At 67.2% G+C, this 19,612-nt stretch carries 15 protein-coding genes and 1 riboswitch; of the genes, 5 read left to right on the top strand and 10 right to left on the bottom strand.

The window, feature by feature from the left end:
• Positions 1-220: 220 nt before the first annotated feature.
• Together QH196_RS09855 and QH196_RS09850 are read right to left on the bottom strand one after the other, a co-directional pair.
• On the bottom strand, positions 221-1,468 hold the full coding sequence (locus QH196_RS09855; RefSeq protein WP_280415451.1) for an acyl-CoA dehydrogenase family protein: 1,248 nt from the start codon (positions 1,466-1,468) through the stop codon (positions 221-223).
• Positions 1,469-1,749: 281 nt separating this feature from the next.
• Positions 1,750-2,967 (bottom strand): NADP-dependent isocitrate dehydrogenase, encoded by a 1,218-nt coding sequence (locus QH196_RS09850; RefSeq protein WP_062977292.1) that lies wholly within the window; start codon positions 2,965-2,967, stop codon positions 1,750-1,752.
• Between the two features lie 273 nt (positions 2,968-3,240).
• Positions 3,241-3,351: riboswitch (SAM riboswitch) on the top strand.
• 184 nt (positions 3,352-3,535) lie between these two features.
• Between QH196_RS09850 and metX the strand changes: the two genes are divergently transcribed.
• Positions 3,536-4,681 carry a homoserine O-acetyltransferase MetX gene (gene metX / locus QH196_RS09845; RefSeq protein WP_280415450.1) on the top strand — a complete coding sequence of 382 codons (1,146 nt, stop codon included), beginning with the start codon at positions 3,536-3,538 and terminating at the stop codon, positions 4,679-4,681.
• A gap of 80 nt (positions 4,682-4,761) precedes the next feature.
• Here the strand turns inward: metX and QH196_RS09840 are convergent, their stop codons facing one another.
• Positions 4,762-5,007 carry a DUF3017 domain-containing protein gene (locus tag QH196_RS09840; protein ID WP_051157170.1) on the bottom strand — a complete coding sequence of 82 codons (246 nt, stop codon included), beginning with the start codon at positions 5,005-5,007 and terminating at the stop codon, positions 4,762-4,764.
• Between the two features lie 173 nt (positions 5,008-5,180).
• Complete coding sequence (gene cycA, locus QH196_RS09835; RefSeq protein WP_280415449.1) at positions 5,181-6,659, bottom strand: D-serine/D-alanine/glycine transporter; 1,479 nt, start codon at positions 6,657-6,659, stop codon at positions 5,181-5,183.
• Positions 6,660-6,939: 280 nt separating this feature from the next.
• Between cycA and QH196_RS09830 the strand changes: the two genes are divergently transcribed.
• On the top strand, positions 6,940-7,404 hold the full coding sequence (locus QH196_RS09830) for a tRNA (cytidine(34)-2'-O)-methyltransferase (protein ID WP_280415448.1): 465 nt from the start codon (positions 6,940-6,942) through the stop codon (positions 7,402-7,404).
• A 103-nt stretch (positions 7,405-7,507) separates the two neighbouring features.
• Here QH196_RS09830 and QH196_RS09825 read toward each other — a convergent pair whose 3' ends face one another.
• The 4 genes from QH196_RS09825 to QH196_RS09810 form a co-directional block, all read right to left on the bottom strand.
• Positions 7,508-7,735 (bottom strand): DUF167 domain-containing protein, encoded by a 228-nt coding sequence (locus QH196_RS09825; RefSeq protein ID WP_280415447.1) that lies wholly within the window; start codon positions 7,733-7,735, stop codon positions 7,508-7,510.
• A gap of 6 nt (positions 7,736-7,741) precedes the next feature.
• Complete coding sequence (locus QH196_RS09820) at positions 7,742-8,830, bottom strand: DUF4349 domain-containing protein (RefSeq protein ID WP_280415446.1); 1,089 nt, start codon at positions 8,828-8,830, stop codon at positions 7,742-7,744.
• Between the two features lie 66 nt (positions 8,831-8,896).
• A complete protein-coding gene (locus QH196_RS09815) occupies positions 8,897-12,319 on the bottom strand; it encodes an error-prone DNA polymerase (protein ID WP_280415445.1) in 3,423 nt (1,140 codons plus the stop codon).
• Between the two features lie 8 nt (positions 12,320-12,327).
• The gene (locus QH196_RS09810) at positions 12,328-12,780 is read right to left on the bottom strand and encodes a hypothetical protein (RefSeq protein WP_280415444.1); all 453 of its coding nucleotides are present in this window, start codon (positions 12,778-12,780) and stop codon (positions 12,328-12,330) included.
• 135 nt (positions 12,781-12,915) lie between these two features.
• Here QH196_RS09810 and QH196_RS09805 point away from each other — a divergent pair, with 135 nt between their 5' ends.
• Positions 12,916-13,926, top strand: a complete 1,011-nt coding sequence (locus QH196_RS09805) for an SDR family NAD(P)-dependent oxidoreductase (protein WP_280415443.1) — start codon at positions 12,916-12,918, stop codon at positions 13,924-13,926.
• 141 nt (positions 13,927-14,067) lie between these two features.
• Here the strand turns inward: QH196_RS09805 and QH196_RS09800 are convergent, their stop codons facing one another.
• Entirely contained in the window at positions 14,068-15,324 is a 1,257-nt protein-coding gene (locus tag QH196_RS09800) for a serine hydrolase (protein WP_280415442.1), read from the bottom strand.
• A gap of 219 nt (positions 15,325-15,543) precedes the next feature.
• Between QH196_RS09800 and QH196_RS09795 the strand changes: the two genes are divergently transcribed.
• Complete coding sequence (locus QH196_RS09795) at positions 15,544-17,091, top strand: MFS transporter (protein ID WP_280415457.1); 1,548 nt, start codon at positions 15,544-15,546, stop codon at positions 17,089-17,091.
• Positions 17,092-17,270: 179 nt separating this feature from the next.
• Here the strand turns inward: QH196_RS09795 and QH196_RS09790 are convergent, their stop codons facing one another.
• A complete protein-coding gene (locus QH196_RS09790; protein WP_280415441.1) occupies positions 17,271-18,293 on the bottom strand; it encodes a sulfite exporter TauE/SafE family protein in 1,023 nt (340 codons plus the stop codon).
• 172 nt (positions 18,294-18,465) lie between these two features.
• On the opposite strand from QH196_RS09790, the gene QH196_RS09785 reads away from it, so the two are divergent.
• On the top strand, positions 18,466-19,491 hold the full coding sequence (locus QH196_RS09785; RefSeq protein ID WP_280415440.1) for an NADP-dependent oxidoreductase: 1,026 nt from the start codon (positions 18,466-18,468) through the stop codon (positions 19,489-19,491).
• Positions 19,492-19,612 lie beyond the last annotated feature (121 nt).

Here is a 19,612-nt window from a genome sequence, read left to right as displayed (position 1 = left end):
CTGCTTTCCGCCCCGCGATACTCGCGGCTGCGCCGCATTGTCTCGCGGGGCGGAAAGCAGGGACGGGCCAAAACCTTTCAGGGCCTCGTAAGACTCGGCGCCGATGTTGGTTGCGTTGGTTTTTCGGAGGGGGATCGGTGGACTCATTGCTGTCCGGGAACGGTTGGTCCACGCATGTCGCGCCTGTGTCACGGGAACGACAGTTCTGTCGCGACCATTCTCAGAGGTCGAGGATGCCTTTTGCTACGTGGGTGACCTGGATTTCGTTGCTGCCCGCGTATATCATCAGCGATTTCGCGTCGCGGGCCAGCTGTTCGACCCGGTACTCCGACATGTAGCCGTTGCCGCCGAAGAGCTGGACTGCTTCCATCGCGACCTCGGTTGCCGTTTCCGAGGAATACAGTTTCACCGCGGAGGCTTCCGAAAGGCTCAGCGGTTTACCGGCTTTTCCGCGTTCGATGATGTTGAAGACCATGTTCTGCACATTGATCCGCGCCACCTCCATCTTGGCCAGCTTGAGCTGGATGAGCTGGAAGCGGCCGATCTCCTGACCCCAGAGTTTGCGGTTGCGGGCGTACTCGGTGCACAGTCGCAGGCATTCGTTGATGACGCCCAGGGCCATGAAGCCGATGCCGACGCGTTCGGCCACGAAACTGGATTTCGCGCTCTCCCGGCCGTCGCCGCCGCGGTGTTCCTCGGTTTCGCCGAGCAACCGGTCGCGGCCGAGGCGGACGTTGTCGAAGAACAGTTCGCCGGTCGGTGAGGCGTGCAGGCCCATCTTCTTGAACGGTTTGCCCTGGGTGAGACCTTCCATACCCTTGTCGAGGACGAAGGTGAGCACCTTGCGGTCACGGGCCGGCGTACCGTCGCCCTCGTCGAGTTTGGCGTAGACGACGAGCGTATCGGCGAAGGGGCCGTTGGTGATGAAGGTCTTCTGACCGTTGAGGATGTAGTCGTCGCCGTCGCGCCGGACGTAGGTTTTCATCCCGCCGAAGGCGTCGGATCCGGAATCCGGTTCGGTGATCGCCCAGCATGCGATCTTGCGGAGGCTGACGATATCGGGCACCCACCGCTCCTGCTGGGCGAGTGTGCCGCGGGACAGGATGGTGGCGCCACCGAGGCCGGTGCTCACCCCGAGTGAACTACACAGGCCCATGCAGACACCGGAGAGTTCGCTGGTCACGACGGCCATCATGGTCTGCTGATCGAATCCGCCACCGGAGGACCCCTTCTCCCCCGAGGCCGCCTTCTCCGCGCCGTCGGCCGCCGCGCGCCGGGCAGCCAGTTGTTTGTGCAGCGCCTCTTCGGCCATCGCGCCGATACCGAAATCCGCGTACAGCTTGCGCAGCACCGGGTAGGGCAGCATTTCCCCGCTGTCCAGTGCGTCGAGATGGGGGCGTACTTCCTTATCGATGAAAGTCCGGACCGCATCGCGGACCATCAGATCGGTATCGGACCATTCGAACATCGGCGTCCTCCGTGCAAGCAGCAACATTACGGCGTAAATCACCGGGCGGACGAATCCGCCTCGTTGACAGCCTGCCAGTTCCACCGCCCCCGCGCTGAGGTTCTGTGTTTATTTTGCGGCGCCGCGCCAGCGCGCCGAAAACACTGGCGAACCAGCTGACCCCGCACCCTCACCAAACAAGACAACGCCGAGAACACAGCCCTGTTCTCGGCGTTGTCGAGCGCACTCGGCCTCCACGCTCCGGGTCGTACTCAGCACCCGGACCAGTGGGGGCGGGTTGGTCAGCGCAGTGCGCGGGCCAGGTTGGCGTCCAGCGCTGCCAGGAACTCCTCGGTGGTGAGGTAGCCCTGGTCGCCACCGACGAGCAGCGCGAGGTCCTTCGTCATCTGGCCGCCTTCGACGGTCTTGATGACCACGTCCTCGAGGGTCTGCGCGAAACCGATCACCTCGGGGGTGTTGTCCAGTTTGCCGCGATGTTCGAGGCCGCGGGTCCAGGCGAAGATCGACGCGATCGGGTTGGTCGAGGTCGGCTTGCCCTGCTGGTGCTGACGGTAGTGCCGGGTGACGGTGCCGTGCGCGGCCTCCGCCTCGCAGGTCTGGCCGTCCGGGGTGAGCAGGACCGAGGTCATCAGGCCCAGCGAGCCGAAGCCCTGCGCGACGGTGTCGGACTGCACGTCGCCGTCGTAGTTCTTGCAGGCCCAGACGTAGCCGCCCTCCCATTTCATGGAGGAGGCGACCATATCGTCGATCAGCCGGTGCTCGTAGGTGAGGCCGGCCGCGTCGAACTGGGTCTTGAACTCGGCGTCGAACACTTCCTGGAAGGTGTCCTTGAACATGCCGTCGTAGGCCTTCAGGATGGTGTTCTTGGTCGACATGTAGACCGGGTAGTTCTGCTGCAGCCCGTAGTTGAACGAGGCGCGCGCGAAGTCTTCGATGGACTTCTTGAAGTTGTACATACCCATGATGACGCCGCCGTCTTCCGGCATCTTCACGACCTCGTGGACGATCGGCTCGCTGCCGTCTTCCGGGGTGAAGGTGAGGGTGACGGTGCCGGCCTGGAAGGCCTTGAAGTCGGTGGCGCGGTACTGGTCACCGAAGGCGTGACGGCCGATGATGATCGGCTTGGTCCAGCCGGGGACGAGGCGCGGAACATTGGAGATGATGATGGGCGCGCGGAAAATGGTGCCGCCGAGGATGTTGCGGATGGTGCCGTTGGGCGACCGCCACATCTTCTTGAGACCGAATTCCTCGACCCGGGCCTCGTCGGGAGTGATCGTCGCGCATTTGACGCCCACGCCGTGCTCTTTGATGGCGTTCGCGGCGTCGACGGTGACCTGGTCGTCGGTCTTGTCGCGGTACTCGATGCCGAGGTCGTAGTACTCGAGGTTCAGGTCGAGGTACGGGTGGATCAGCTTGTCCTTGATGAACTGCCAGATGATCCGGGTCATCTCGTCGCCGTCGAGTTCTACGACGGTGCCTTCAACCTTGATCTTGGACATGGATCTTCGTGTCCTCCTAAGATGGTGCCCTCATTGCACAACCAGGCGAACACGCTTGTGAGCGGACCCCAGCTGTTCAACAGACAACGTATACATCCCGCGTTGTCCACGAGACGTCTGATGTAACCAAGACGAGCGTACTGCTTGTGGTGATCGCACGGTGCAGCCAGGCCCGGTCGTGAGATCTCACACAGTGAGCCGCGCCACAAGATTACCTGGTGGCGCGCCATGCCGATTTCTATCCATCCCAGCCCACAGTTACCATGTGGAACAGGTCATGAGTGCCAGCGTCAAGCCCCGGCTCGCTGGCCGGCAACCCTCCAGCTGCGGTGGGGTGCTCCGGGTGATGACCGGGCTTCCGAAAGCCGGGAGCAAGCGCATGTCAGGAGGTCGCCGTTATGTGCCGGTGCTGGTCGCCTCGGCCCTGGCACTCCGTATCGCGGCGAGCAACCCCCTATTTTCTGGAGCACGAGATGACCGATGGCAGTACCCCCGCCCACCTCACGGCCGTGACTCATATGGTCAGGCTATCGCCGCCGGTCGCGGCCCAGCGGGCGGAAGCCATCGCGTGAAGGTGAGCACCGAACAGACCACGGCCGTTCCCGTGGCGCAGCTACCACCGGCCGACGGCACCGTCGGCGTAATCGAGATCGGCGAACTCACCCTGGAGAACGGGGCCCGGCTACCGGCGGTCGAACTGGTCGTCCAGCGCTGGGGCGAACTGTCCCCGGCCATGGACAACGTGGTGCTGATCGAGCACGCGCTGACCGGTGATTCCCATGTGGTCGGCGAACCCGATGCCGAGCATCCGCAACCCGGATGGTGGAACGGGATGGTCGGGCCGGGTGCGCCGATCGACACCGACGAATGGTGTGTGGTCGCCACCAATGTGCTCGGTGGCTGTCAGGGCAGCACCGGCCCCGGTTCCCCGGCGCCCGACGGCGCGCCGTGGGGGGCACGCTTCCCGGAGATCTCCATCCGCGACCAGGTGAGTGCCGAGTTGCGGCTGTTCGACCTGCTCGGTATCGACCGGCTGGCCGCGGCGATCGGCGGTTCGATGGGCGGGATGCGGGTCCTCGAGTGGATGCTGTGCGCCCCGGAGCGGCTGGCCGCGGCCCTGGTCCTCGCCGTCGGTGCCCGCGCGACAGCGGATCAGATCGGCACGCAGACCACCCAGATCGCCGCCATCACCGGCGACCCCGACTGGCAGGGCGGTAACTACCACGGCACCGGCCGGGCGCCGATGGCCGGAATGGGTATCGCCCGGCGGATCGCGCATCTCACCTACCGCACGGAGGTCGAGCTGGACAGCCGGTTCGCCAACAGCCCGCAGGCCGGTGAGGACCCCTGGGACGGCGGCCGGTACGCGGTGCAGAGCTATCTCGAATACCAGGCCGAGAAACTGTGCAAACGGTTCGACCCGGCCACTTATGTGCTGCTCAGCGAGGCGATGAACCGGCACGATATCGGCCGCGGGCGCGGCGGGATCGAGGCGGCGATGGCGCGCGCCGAGGTGCCGTGCATTGTGGGCGGGATCGACTCCGACCGGCTGTACCCGCTGCACACCCAGCGGGAATTGGCCGAGGGGCTGGCGGGGTGCCGGCATTTCGAGGTCATCTCGTCCCGCGACGGTCACGATGCGTTTCTCACCGAGGCCGAAGCCATCGGCAAGCTGCTGGTCCAGACGATGGGCCTGGCCCGCACGCACCGCTGACGCGGGGTTGTCGCCTTCGCCTCACCGGCGGCTCCGTCCGGCGACAGCCCCCGGGGTGGGGCGGTATCCGGCTCCCGGTCTCAGCTCACGCCGAGCGTATTGATAGTGGCGGCAAGGAACACGATCACGCTGCCCAGCAGGGTGAGTGCGCCCACGTCGAACGGTTTGCTGCGCACCGCCAGCAATCCCACCCGCACCGTGGGCAGGCACAGCCGGAATGCGGCGGCGATGAGTGTCGCGCCGCCGAAGAAGATGGCGCCGCGCCGCCACCGGTCCTGCGCGACGAAGACAACGGCGACCGCGATCACCGCGACAACCACCACCATCGGCAGATGGCAGCGCAGGAACCCGGCCAGGCGGTTACCGCTGCCGGGCTCGCCCTCGGTCACAGTCTCGGCGTCGGCCACGGTGCGATTGTTCCAGACGCGGCCGGTGCCGTCCTCCCGCCCCGATGGCCGGAAGGGAGCGCCGCGCCCAGATATCGCCCGTCGAGGTCGATTCAGCGCAGGGCAGCGGTCTCCGCAAGAACCTTTTCCTGATGCTGTTTCCGCAGCTCCGCGTGGTGCGGGCTGCGCCGCACGAACAGGTAAGCGATCGCCAGGACGATGAACCAGATCGGCGTCACCAGCAGTGCCTGCAGAGTATCGCTCTCCTGGGTGAGCGCCCAGACGATGAAAACGAAGAACGCCAGCACAGCCCAGACCATCGGGATTCCGCCGGGCATCTTGAACGTCGAGGCGGCGTGCAGCTGCGGCCGGCGTTTGCGGTAGGCGAGGTAGCTGGCCAGGATCATCGTCCAGACGAACATGAAGCACAGCGACGAGATGGTCGTGACGACAGTGAACGCTTCGACGATCGACTGCCCGGCATAGAGCAGCACCACGCCGATCAGCAGGAACGCACAGGAGAAACGCAGCGCGTTGGCCGGGACCCGGCGCGGAGACAATTTCCCGAATACCGCGGGCGCGTTACCTTCACCCGCGAGGCCGAACACCATGCGTGAGGTCGAGTAGATACCCGAGTTGGCGCTGGAGGTCGCGCTGGTCAGCACCACGAAGTTGACCACGCTCGCGGCAATACCGAGGCCGGCGAGGGTGAACATCGCCACGAACGGGCTTTCGTCCGGCGATACCTGACGCCACGGGGTCACCGCGCAGATCACGACCAGGGCGCCGACATAGAAGAGCAGGATCCGGACCGGGATCGAGTTCACCGCGCGGGGCAGGGTCTGCTCGGGGTTCTTGGTTTCGGCGGCGGTGGTGCCCACCAGCTCGATACCGACGAAAGCGAATACCGCGATCTGGAACCCGGCGACGAAGCCCATCGGGCCGGTCGGGAAGAAACCGCCGTCGTTCCACAGGTTTGCCAGCGAAGCCGGCGTGCCACTGTCACCGGTGAACCCGGTCAGGATCATCACCAGGCCGGTCACGATCAGCGCACCGATGGCGATGATCTTGATCAGCGCGAACCAGAACTCGGTTTCCCCGAAGGCGCGCACCGTCGGCAGATTCAACACCAGCAACACCGCGATACAGGCCAGCGCCGGAATCCACAGCGGCAGATCCGGCCACCAAAACGCGATATATCCGGCGATCGCCACCACATCGGCGATACCCGTGACGACCCAGCAGAACCAGTACGTCCAGCCGGTGAAGAACCCCGCCCACGGGCCGAGCAGATCGCCCGCGAAATCCGCGAACGATTTGTAGCCGGAATTCGACAGCAGCAGCTCCCCCATCGCCCGCATGACGAAGAAGAGGAAGAAGCCGATGATCATGTAGACGAGGATCACCGAGGGCCCGGCCAGCGAGATCGTCTTACCCGACCCCATGAACAGTCCGGTTCCGATGGCGCCGCCGATCGCGATCAGCTGGATATGCCGGTTGGCCAGTTGCCGGCTGAGGCCGCCCGGGCCACCGGGATCACCCGCTGCCACCCCATCATCGCCAGAACCCCCGTGGCCCTCCAGCACGGCCATTTTTCTCCCTCCAGAGTCGATCGGACAGCCCTGTCGACCGCCGACGTCGCTATCGCGCAGGGCAGCGCAGCGCGGTGCCCGCCGGGACAGCCGACCGGCTCCGGTACCCGGGGCAGGGAGCGCGGAACCTTTGCGAAACGGCCGTCCATATGCGTCTGAACTGGTCAGAGCAGTCCGTTCGGGCCTGCGGCCCGTCGAGGAACGGTACGCCACCCGAAAACCGACCCAGCGCCGGGCTGTGCTCAGCTGATCCTCAGCCCACCTGGTTGACTGGTCGGCTGTGTTCCGATTGATGTTCCACGAACCGCGGATACCGGGTAATACAGGTAATGCGATCCGGCTGGCCGCCGGAACGGGCAGCGAATTACATCTGATCGAGCCGCTCGGTTTCGATTTATCGGAGGCCAAGCTGCGCAGAGCCGGACTGGACTACCACGACCTGGCCTCGGTAACCGTCCATCCGGACCTGGCCACCGCCTGGTCGCGGCTGCGGCCCGAACGGGTGTACGCGTTCACGACGAGGGCGGGCACCGCGCATACCGAGATCGCCTACCGGCCCGGTGACGTGCTGCTCTTCGGCGCCGAACCGACCGGGCTCCCGGCGGACGTACTCGCCGACGACCACATCACCGAAGAGGTTCGTATCCCGATGCTGCCGGGACGCCGGTCGATGAACCTCGCCAACGCGGCAGCAGTCGGGGTGTACGAGGCGTGGCGCCAGCACGGTTTCCCGGACGCGGTCTAGCCTCGGCCGTACTTCCGGCACGGCCCCAGGATCGCGTGATGCCACCGCGGCAACTGCCCGTTCCGGCACAGGCACCGGAAGCCCCCCGGGCGCGGCTTCCCGATCAGCCGATCTCGAATCTCTTGTGCCGGGCCGTGGCTCCCGCGGTGAGGCGTACCGCGCTCTTGGGCACGCCGAAATAGCCGGCGAGCAGTTCGACTGCGGCCTTGTTCGCTTTCCCCTCGACGGCCGGCGCCCGCACCCATAGCTGCAGGGTGCCGTCGGGCAGTTCTTCCACGAGCGGACCTTTGCGGCTGTTCGGCTTGATCAGCGCGCGCACGGTGGCCGGCAAGCCGCCCTACTCCCCGGCCGGTCGACCGGACCGATCCCCAGCTCCACCTGATTTGTCCGCAGCAGGGTCGGACTGGTCCGCAGACCGAGTGGACTTGTCGGCAGCCGCGCCGGGCTGGGCCACCGATGCCACGGGTCTTCCGGCCGCACCGGGCTGGTCGGCCGATGCGGCGGTGGCATCCGGCGTTGCGGTGCCCGCCCGGGGTGCAACCGCAGCGGGGGTGCCGGGTTTACCGCGCCGCCCCCGGAAAAGCCGGACGACCGCCGCGACGATCGCGCCGAGCACGGCGAGGAAGCCCAGCCACGGCAGTGCCTGCCCGGCGAACACCACGGCGTTCTTCAACCAGTCGACCAGCGAGTTCCACCCGTCGACCACACCGTCCCAGAAGTTTGCGGGGCCGGTATCGCCCTTCTTGTCCGCGGAGGTGCCGATATCGATGGTCAGCGTGGACAGGGTGATCTGGTCGTCGAGGTAGCGCCGCTGGCCGGTGAGGCTGTCGAGTTCGGCCTGCCGGTCGGCGAGGGCTTCCTCGGCGGCGATCAGGTCGGCGGTGTTGGCGGCACGGGCCATCAGATCGCGGAGCCGGTCGACCGAGGCACGCAGGGCGGTGATCCGGGCATCGAGATCCTGCCACTGCAGGGTGACATCGTCGCGGTTGGTGCTGATCTCGGTGACCTCGCCGACCTCCCCGAGACCGTCGATGAACGCGTCGGTTTCGGCGGCCGGGATCCGGATGACCAGATTCGCGTGCGGATCATTGTCCTCGGTGCCGGGGTTCTCGGTGCGCTGATCGATCCGCCCGTCCAGCCGGATCACGCGGTCGGTCAGGGTTTGCGCGGCGGCGATCGGATCGTCGGCGGTGAGATCCACCGTCCCCGTGACGACTTCCTTACGGTCGGTGACCTGCGGCCCGTTGTCCGGTGCGGGTGCCTGTTCCCGGGCCGGCGACTGCTGGATCCGGAACCCCGGGGTCGCGGCGGGGGCGCCGCCTTCCATCGATGACGACGCGTCCTCGGCGGAGTCGGAACCGCCACCGCATCCGGTGAGCAACACCGAACCGCACAGGACCACGAACAACACCCCGAGCCTTCGCATGCTGGCAGCGTAATGCGTGTTCCGGGATCCGGTACCCGAACAACGGCCGAAACCCGGCGCGCCGATCTAACGGAAGTCGCGGGAGCGGGAGGCGATACGCATATCCAGGCGGCGGAGGTGTTCGGCGTAGATGCTCACTGCCCCTTCGGCGTTCTGTACCCGCCCTCGGATGAGCAGCGCTGTTGCCCCCTGGGCGAGTCGGCGGTACCGCGTCCACAGACCGGCCGAGCACACCACGTTCACCATGCCGGTTTCGTCTTCCAGATTCAGGAAGGTGACCCCGCCGGCGGTGGCGGGCCGCTGCCGGTGGGTGACCGCGCCGCCGACCAGGACCCGGGTTCCGTCGGGAATCGCGAGCAGGCCGGCGGCCGGGATCACGCCGAGTGCGTCGAGGCGGGGGCGTAGGAATTGGGTGGGATAGCTGTTCGGTGAGACCCCGGTGGCCCAGACATCGGCGGCGGCGTGTTCGAGGTCGCTCATACCGGGTAGGGCGGGTGTGCTGGTCGAGGCGCCGGTTCCGGGGAGCCGGTCGGCGCGTTCACCCGCGGCCGCTCCGGCCGCCCACAATGCTTCCCGGCGCGAGTACCCGAGACATCCGAGCGCGCCCGCAGTGGCCAGCGATTCGGCTTGCGGCACGGTCATTTCCACGCGTCCGGTGAGGTCGAGGAATGACGTGTAGGGACCGCTTTCCGCACGTGCCGCGACTATTTTGCCGGCGAGATCCGAACCGATACCGCGTACCGCCGCCAGCCCCAGCCGCACCTCGGTGCCCTGCTGTTCCAGCGTGGCCTCGGCCAGGCTGGCATTGATATCCGGGCCGTGGACCGCGACCCCGTGCCGGCGGGCATCGGCGACCAGTGACTGCGGGGAGTAGAACCCCATGGGCTGCGCCCGCAGCAATCCGGCGCAGAACGCCGCGGGATAGTGCAGTTTGAACCAGGCGGAGTAGAACACCAGGGCCGCAAAACTCTGTGAATGACTTTCCGGGAAACCGAAATTCGCGAAGGCGAGTAGTTTCTCGTAGATACGGTCGGCGAGTTCGCCGGTTATCCCGTGCAGGTCGCGCATTCCCTGGTACAGCCGGTCGCGTAACCGTTCCATCTTCTCCGGGGAGCGTTTCGATCCCATGGCGCGGCGCAGTTGGTCGGCTTCCACCGGGGTGAATCCGGCGACGTCGACCGCCATCTGCATCAACTGTTCCTGGAACAGTGGTACGCCGAGAGTTCGTTCGAGCGAGTTCCGGAGCGCCTCGTGCTCGAAGGTGACCTTCTCCACCTTGTTTTTACGGCGAATATAGGGATGCACCGAGCCGCCCTGGATGGGGCCGGGCCGGATCAGCGCGACCTCGACCACCAGATCGAAGAACTTCTCCGGTTTCAATCGTGGCAGGGTCGCCATCTGCGCACGAGATTCCACTTGGAAAACCCCGACCGAATCCGCGCGGCACAGCATTTCGTACACGGCGGGTTCGGTGAGGTCCAGGGTATGCAGTTCGACCGTCACCCCGATATGCTCGCGCACCAGGTCGATCATGTAGTGCAGCGCGGAAAGCATCCCCAGCCCGAGGAGATCGAATTTCACCAAACCGGCTGTCGCACAATCGTCTTTGTCCCATTGCAGCACACTGCGCCCAGCCATCCGGGCCCATTCCACCGGGCATACATCGGCGATGGGGCGGTCGCAGATCACCATTCCGCCGGAATGGATTCCCAGATGCCGCGGGAGGCCTTCGATATCGGCGGCCAGTTCCAGTACCGGCGCGGGGATATCGGTACCGGTTTCCGCGCCCACTCCGGTCCACCGGCTCACCTGCCGGCTCCAGGCGTCCTGCTGGCCGGGTGCGAAACCGAGCGCGCGGGCGGCGTCACGCACCGCGGATTTCCCGCGGTAGGTGATCACGTTCGCCACCTGCGCCGCATACTCCCGGCCGTATCTGCGGTACACGTATTGGATCGCTTCCTCGCGGCGATCCGATTCGATATCCACATCGATATCGGGCGGCCCGTCCCGTTCCGGGGAGAGGAATCGTTCGAACAACAGCTTGTTGGCCACCGGATCGACGTTGGTGATCCCGATGGCGAAGCAGACCGCGGAATTGGCGGCCGAACCCCGCCCCTGGCACAGGATGTCGTGCTCGTGACAGAACCTGACGATATCGTGTACCACCAGGAAATAGCCCGGGAAACCGAGTCGCTCGATCACGGCGAGCTCGTGTTCGAGCTGCCGGTAGGCGGCCGGGTTCCGGGAGGGCGGCCCGTACCGGTCGGCGGCGCCACGCAGGGTGAGTTCCCGCAGCCAGGAGTTCTCGTCGTGACCGGCGGGCACATCGAACGGCGGCAGCTGCGGCGCGATCAACTTCAGATCGAATGCGCACTCTTGCGCGATGAGTACCGAATTCGATACCGCAGCCGGGAATTCCTCGAACAGGCCGGCCATTTCCGCGCCCGAACGCAGATGGGTGCCACCGGCGGGGGCGAGCCAGCCGGCGAGGTCGTCGAGGCTGCGCCGGGCCCGGATGGCGGCGAGCGCGGCGGCGCGGCGGCCGCGGCCGGGGGTCGCGAAATGGGCGGCGGTGGTTGCCACCACGGGGATCCCCGCCCGTTCCGCCACCGCGGCGAGTGCGTTGTTGCGCTCGTCGTCGCCCGGTAGTCCGTAGCGGGTGAGTTCCACCGCGACCCGGTCGGCGCCGAAACGCTCGCACAGGTCACGCAGGGCCGCTTCGGTGCGCAGCGGTTGCCCGCCGTCCGCGAGGTCGTGTTCCAGCGCCCGCCGCACGCGCCCCTTACGGCAGCCGGTGAGTATCTGCCAGTGCCCGCCGGCCGCCGCGGTGAGCGCGTCGAGGTCGTAACGCAGGATCCCCTTCTCCCCCGCTGCCATATGCGCCGCCGCGAGTTCCCGGGACAGCCGCCGATAACCTTCCTGCCCGCGCGCCAGCACCAGCAGGTGTTCCCCTTCCGGATCGGGGGCGCCGGTACGGGGCGGAGAGTTCGTGTCCACCGGACCGGTGGATGCGTTGCGTGCTGAATCGGCGCCACTGCGAAGTACCGGATCGATACTGCCCGGCCGCACGGAACCGGCGCGGGTCACCGAATCGGAAGGCGGTACAACGGTTTCCACGAGGGTGAGTTCCGCCCCGTACACCGTGGGCATACCGTATTCGGCCGCGGCCTCGGCGAACCGCACCACCCCGTAGTAACCGTTGTGGTCGGTGAGCGCGATCGCCGACAGGCCCAGCCGCGCAGCCTCGGCGACCATCTCCTCCGGCGGCGAGGCGCCGTCGAGGAAACTGAACGCCGAATGCGTATGCAGTTCCGCGTAGGGGACCACCGGGCCGGGTGGCCGGACCAGCGGTCCGGCCCGGTACTCACCGCGACTGCGGCTCCACCCCGGAGCGTCGCCACCGTCGCCGGGGGGCGGCCCCGGCTTCGCGCGACCGGACAGCACCCGTTCCAGCTCCGCCCAGCTGGGTGGCCCGTTACTCCATCCCATACGCCACCTCAGCAGGCCACCCGGGCGGTGGATTCGGCGGCCAGCAAGGTCGCGACATGATCCACCCCGGCCCGGATCACCCGCCCATAGGCGTCGTCGGCGAGGACGCTCGCATGCCCGCGGGCCAGGGCCAGCTGCATCCGGGCCACATCGAAGTCGCCGACCAGCCGGTGGCTGTCGGCCAGGCTCAGATACAGCGAGGGCAGGAACCCGAGCAGCCCGTCGTCGAGCGGGATGCCGGGCACGAATGCCGAGTCGAGCGCCCGGGTGTCCCAGAGCAGCGCCTCCTCGGCCGTGTCCTGGAGATCGGCCAGGTGATGGGCGACCACGCTCCGGTGCAGCGGTTCCCCGTCCGTACCGAGTTGATCCCACAGCTTCTGCAGCGTCTGTCGCGCCGCCTCTCGATTCACGCCGCCGAGCCGCACCGCGGCATAGATATCCGCCATCCGATCGTCCGTCATGAACCCAAGTATCGCACATATGTTCGAACAATCAGAGTGGTATTCGAACTTGTTTTCGAACAGATTCGACCCTGGCGCGCTTTCTTACTTTGGAGTAAGTTCGGCCGGGATAGACCTGCACAGAGGGGCTGGCTGATGAGCGCAAACGGAACCCGCCGCGGCAAACGTGACCTCACCGGGCGCCACGTCCTCATCACCGGCGCCTCGTCCGGGATCGGCCGGGCGGCGGCGACGGCGGTGGCGAAGAAAGGCGCGGTGGTGCTGCTACTCGCCCGCCGCGAGGACGAACTCGCCGCGGTGGTGGACGAGATCAGGGCCGGCGGCGGCGCCGCCCACGGATACCCGTGCGATATCACCGATTCCGCGTCCGTCGAGGCGACCCTGGCGAAAATCATCGCCGAACACGGCCATGTGGACATGCTCGTCAACAACGCCGGGCGCTCCATCCGCCGGGCCATCCACCGCTCCACCGACCGGTTACACGATTACGAACGCACCATGGCGGTCAACTACTTCGGCGCGCTCCGGCTCACGCTGGCCCTGCTCCCGCAGATGCGGGAACGACAATTCGGCCATATCGTCAACATCAGCAGCGCCGGCGTGCAAGTGGCCACCCCGCGGTATTCCGCCTACCTGGCCAGCAAGGCCGCGCTGGACAAGTTCACCGAGGTGGCCGCGGTGGAGACCATGGCCGACGGCGTCACCTTCACCACCATCCACATGCCGCTGGTCCGTACCCCGATGATCGCCCCCACCGGTAACCAGGGCCCGGCCGAATCACCGGAGTGGGCAGCCGCGACCATTGTCCGGGCCCTGACCGAACGCCCGCGCCGTATCGACGTCCCGGTCGGCACCCTCGGTGAATACGGCGCGCTGTTCGCCCCGCGCATCCGCGATCTCGTCCTGCACCGCTACTACCGGATGATTCCCGATTCCCCCGCCGCCCGCGGCGAACAGGCCGAACCCCTGCCCCAGTCGCGACTCACCATGGTGCGCGACGTGGAGACGGGTATCCCCGAAGACGACGAACTCCCCGCGCGCCCGCGCCCCTCCGGTCCGCTACCTCGCGCACGGGCACGAGCGGCACGAGGCACCGGAACGGTGTTGCGCCGCGCCGCCCGCTGGGTTCCCGGAACGCACTGGTGACCTCGGCGCCTGTCACCGACTGTCAGCAGCGGAGAACCGGCGGTACTCGACGCCGGTTCCGGAGCCGGTGCGGACCCCGCTGTTCTCGGCGGCGGTGGTCTCGCTGGTGACAGCGACACTGTGTTTCCGGGTCTGCAGTACTCAGAGGTCGAAGACTCGCCGATCCGGTGGTAACGGCGGGCACGCGGCGGATACCTGCGCCACGAGCTTCCACGGCCGGTCCCCGTCGACCGACGATTTACCGCTGGTCAGGATCCCACCGGCGAGCCCACGTTCCGGGTCCGCCCAGCCGTACTGGGTGGTGAACCCGCTGCGCCCGAAATGCGCCGTGGTATCGCGGCCGAATTTCGAACGGCGCCCGCCCAATTCGTATCCACCGCGGCTCACCCGCCCGGCGATACCGGGCACCCGCGGCGCGGGGCGCACCATCTCGCGCACGGTTTCGGGACGCATGACCCGGACCCCGTCGAGTTCACCGCCGCGCGCCAGGATCTCGTAGAAGCGTGCGAGTTCGGCGGCGGTTGTCACGAGATTTCCCGACGGCAGTTCGGCGGTGAGGAACGCCCGATGGGATTCCCGGTTCACCGCATCCTTCGCGAATCCGCCGCCGAGTGCCTTACCCGCGACGAACGCGGACAGCCGCGACGGCGGCGGGCCGGTTTTCACACTCGGTACCACCAGATCCACGTCTTCGGGCCGCACGCCCAGATTCGTCCAGCGGAACCCCAGCGGGTCCAGTATCCGTTCGGACAGATGGTCCCGGATCCGTTTACCGGTGGCCCGCTGAACAAGCAACCGCTGGATCAAACCACTGGTGAGAGCGTGGTAGACGCGGAACCGGCCCGGTGGATAACTGGGTTTCAGCGCGGCCAGCCCGCGAAGCGCGAGATCTTCGTCGAAGGTCATTTCGTGGCCGCGGAAGGGCGGGGTCACGAACGGCACGCCGGCGGAATGGGCGAGCACCTGGCCGATGGTGATCGCGGCCTTACCGTTCGCCGCGAATTCGGGGATGTAGTCGCCGACCCGGTCGTCGTAGCCGAACGCCCCCTGTTCGATGAGCAGGAACAGCACCGCCGCGGAAACGCCCTTCGCGGTGGAGAAACCGCAGAACGGCGATTCCGTGGTGACCGGAATACGCTGCGCGTCCGGGCCGTCGCCCGGTGCGTTACCCCAGCCGTGGCCGATCGCCCGGTTCAGCACGACCTTCCCGTTCCGGCGCAGGCATACCTGAATCGCCGGTGTGCCACCCAGGCGATACCAGTCGCGTACCGACTCCCAGATCGCGGCGATCCCCGCGGGGTCCAGGCCCACGTCGGCGGGGTCCGCTTCCGGGCCGATACAGGTGATGTCGTCCAACTGAGCGGCGACCGGAACCAGGAGCGCGGAATCTGCCTTCACCTGCCCCAGGGTAGCCACGCTGGACACGACGGAAGGGGCCGAATTCGTACCGTCGCGGGCGCCGCCGGGTCGCTCGCCCTTTCCGGCCCAGCAACCCGCGGACGACACGATGACCAGCCCGAACACTATCGTGACGGAGATCACCGAAGGTGGTTACCGGTAACTGTGCTCTGATCATGAAAGAAGCAACCGCTTGTTTCCTCCCGTCGAGAGGTGAGCATGACGTCCGCGAATACGGGCCTGTCCCGGGCACACATCTGGCTGCTGACACTGTCCTCCCTGGCCGTCGCGCTGGTGATCGCCGCGATGGCCGCGCTGTATACGGCGCTGCCGGAGATCGCCGCCGATACCGGCGCCAGCCAGCAGCAGCTCACCTGGGTGGTCGACGGTTACACCCTCGCGCTGGCCTGTCTGGTCCTGTTCTCCGGCGCACTCGGGGACCGGTACGGCCGCCGCATCATGATGGTGCTCGGGCTGGTCGTTTTCGCGATCGCCTCCGCGATACCGCTGTTCCTGGACGCACCGAACTGGATCATCGGCTCCCGCGCAGTCGCCGGGATCGGCGCGGCGCTCGTCATGCCGTCCACCCTGTCGCTGCTGACCGGTGGTTTTCCCGCCGAGAAGCGCGGGGTCGCGGTCGGACTGTGGGCCGGTGTGGTCAGTGGCGGCGCCGTTATCGGCATTCTCGGCTCCGGCCTGCTGCTACAGGTCTGGTCGTGGCAGGCGATCTTCCTTGCGATGACCATCGCCGGTGCCGTCCTCGCGATCGCCGGTTGCACCGTGCCCGAATCGGTGGACGAACTACGCCCGCCGCTGGACTTCTGGGGCGGGATCACCTCGTCCGTCGCCGTCGGAGCCGTCGTGGTCGGTGCGATCGAAGCACCCGTACGTGGGTGGGCAGATCCGCTGGTTCTCGGGCTGTTCGGCGCCGGGGTCCTGGCCGCGGTGGGATTCGCGACGGTGGAGCTCCGGGTTCCGCATCCGCTGCTGGATGTCCGGCTGTTCGCCGACCGCGGTTTCGGCAGCGGAGCGGTGAGCGTCGGAGTGCAGTTCCTGGTGGCGTTCGGTTACTTCCTGCTGTTCGTCCAGTACATGCAGTTGATCTTCGGGTATTCACCGCTCATGTCGGCGCTGGCGATGGCGCCGATGATTGCGCCCCTCATCGGTATCTCGATCTTCGCGCCCCGGCTGGCCGAACGTTTCGGCCTGCGACTGCCGACACTCATCGGACTGCTGTGCGTCGGTATCGCGCTGCTCCTGGTCTCCCGCACCACCGTGGACAGCACCTATATCGACGTCCTGTGGCCGCTGCTGATCCTCAGCACCGGACTCGGCCTGTGCACTGCGCCCGCGACCGCCGCCATCATCAACGGCACGCCGCCGGAGAAGCACGGGGTCGCGTCGGCGGTCAACGACGCATCCCGGGAGGTCGGTGCGGCCATCGGGATCGCGGTATCCGGCAGCATCCTGGCCGTCGGCTACTCCGACCGGATCGCGCCGGCCCTGCCCAGCCTGCCCGAGCAGGCACGCGGGCCGGTCGGCGATTCACTCGCCGCGGCTCTCGAAGTCACCGAGCAGGCGGGGCCGGTCGCGGCACCGCTGGCGGATTTCGCCAAGGAAGCCTTCGTGCACGGAGCCCAGCAGGCTTCGCTGGCCCTCGGGGCCCTGACCGTGGTGATGGCGTTCGTACTGGGGGCGTGGGCGCCCGGCCGGATCCGCAAGACCAGCGACCCGGCCGCGGACGCCCAGGTACTCACGAATCGATGAACCCGGCGGCGGGCCCCGGGCCGCCCTGCCCCGCGGCCGCGGACCGGACCCGTCCGAATCCGCGGACCGACCGGCACCACCACCTGTAGACCGTGGCGAAACCACACAGAGTGCGGCGTCCGCTTCCGGTTCGTCTGCCCGGACGCGGATGCGGACCCAACAGCTGGTCTCGCGGAGTCCTACCGGACCGGCACCTCCGCCGAATCGGGGCTTTCTTCGTTGCCTGGCGACCGGGATACGGTATGCACCGGTACGGCACCGCTGCTCGCGGGGTCCACATCGCCGCTCCCCCGGCCTGATTCACCGGCTGCCGGGTCCGCGGTCGGCTCCGTGGTTCGCGCCGCCCGGGATTTCTGCCACGCGTAACCGGTGAGCGCGATCGCCACCACCACGATCACCACGTAGGCGATCGTGCGCGGGGCGCCCTCGATCTCGAAGGCTTTGAACAGGGTGCGCACGTTCGTCAGCACCAGCACACCGCCGACACCGGTACCGAGCACCGCCGGAGCCACCCGGCTCACCAGCCACGCCGCGAGCGGAGCGGCCAGCACACCACCCAGCGCCAGACCGGCGATGATCAGCAGATTGTCGAAGAAATCCGAGCCGAGGCCGAGCAGGAAACCCACACTGGCCGACGCCGAGACGATGAACTCCGAGGCACTCACCGTACCGATCACCCGGCGAGGCGCGGCCCGTCCGGTGGTCAGCAGCGTACTGGTGGTGACCGGGCCCCAGCCGCCACCGCCGCTCGCATCGATGAAACCGCCGAACAAGCCGAGGGGGGCCAGGAATTTCGCGGAATGCGCGGCCTTCTCCGAAGCGGCGATCTCCAGCGGCGGCCGGGACGAGAACCGGATCACCAGGAAGACGCCGATCGCCAGCAGGATTCCCGCGGTCACCGGTTCGGCGGCCTCGGTGGAGATCCGGGAGAGCACGGTCGCGCCGAGGAAGGCGCCGACACCGCCGGGCACGCCCAGCCGCAGCACCATCCTCCAGTCGACATTGCCGAACCGCCAGTGCGAGATACCCGACGCCAGCGTGGTCGCGACCTCCGCGAAATGCACCGCCGCGCTCGCATGCGCGGCACCCGTACCGCTGAGCACGAGCAGTGTCGTCGCGGTGACGCCGAAGGCCATCCCGAGCGTGCCGTCGACGATCTGCGCGCCGATACCCACGAGGGTGAAAACAAGTAACTTGATCATGACGGTGTGCTCCCGAACCTGGACCGGAGATCGAGGTTACGGCGCCGGAGCCGCCGTGACACCGGTTGCAATCACCGTGAACACAACCCCTCCGCAACGATATAACCGCAGTTCACGGGGCTCGCCGAAATAATCGTTCGGCGAGCTCTCCCACTCCTGGTAAACCTGGCCGGTGCCTGCCCGAACCTGCCGCCGGATAATCCTCCGGGACCGGCCTGCCGCCGGAATCACCACTACCACCTTCACCACCGAGACCGTCCCCCGGCCGATCCCGGCCGACGGTGAGGCGCTGATCGAAGTGTTCTGGCTCGGTATCGACGCAACCCAGCGCACCTGGCTCAACCCCGGACCGACCTACATCCACCCGGTGGATATCGGTGCGGTGATGCGCGGCAGCGGGGTGGGTCGCGTGGTCGAATCGCGCAACCCGGAGCTGCCGGAGGGCCAGTGGGTCTACGGCGAACTCGGCTGGCAGGAGTACGCGATCGCCCGCACCGGCGGCCTGTTCGGCGTCAATCCGGTACCGCCGGGTATCGAACCCCGCCATACGCTCACGGTTTTCGGAGTCAGCGGACTCACCGCCTATATCGGGGTAACGGAAGTACTACGGGTCGCCGAAACCGACGCGGTACTGGTCACCGGCGCTGCCGGCAGCGTCGGATCCCTCGCCGGGCAGATCGCCCGGCTGGCGGGCGCACGGGTGATCGGTACCGCCGGATCGGACCACAAGACCGGCTGGGTGCGCGATACCGCACGGTTCGACGCCTGCCTGAACTATCGCACCGACGATATCCGGGCCGGGTTACGCGATTTCGCGCCGGACGGTCTCACCGCGGTGTTCGACAATATCGGCGGTGCGCTGCTGGAACAGGCACTGGACAACCTGGCTGTGCACGCCCGGATCGCCCTGTGCGGTTCCCTCTCCTCCGGTTACACCGCCGACGGTTACGGAACCGGCCCGGCGAACTATATGCAGCTGGCCTTCCGTCGCGCCCGCATGGAGGGCTTCCTGTTCTTCGACCACGCCGCGCTCTTCCCGTCCGCACTGACGCGGCTGGCCGGCTGGGTCGCCACGGGCGAACTGCGCTGGGCCGAGGATATCGTCGACGGCCTGGAGAATGCCCCGGCCGCGTTGCAACGGCTGTTCGACGGGGCGAACCTGGGCAAACAGCTGGTCCGGGTGCGGCCGGTCGAATAGTGCCGGCGCTGTGGCCGGATCCGTTTATCCGGCAGCCGATTCGCGGGACCTTCGATAGCCGTACGCCGATTTATGAGACCCACACCACTTTTACCGGCCGCGTGGACTGTAATGTCACTGA

Origin of the sequence: Nocardia carnea (assembly GCF_029868325.1) — a bacterium.
Taxonomy (GTDB): domain Bacteria; phylum Actinomycetota; class Actinomycetes; order Mycobacteriales; family Mycobacteriaceae; genus Nocardia; species Nocardia carnea_C.
The sequence above is the reverse complement of the archived record's forward strand: the minus strand, read 5'-3'. Positions and strand labels throughout refer to the sequence as shown.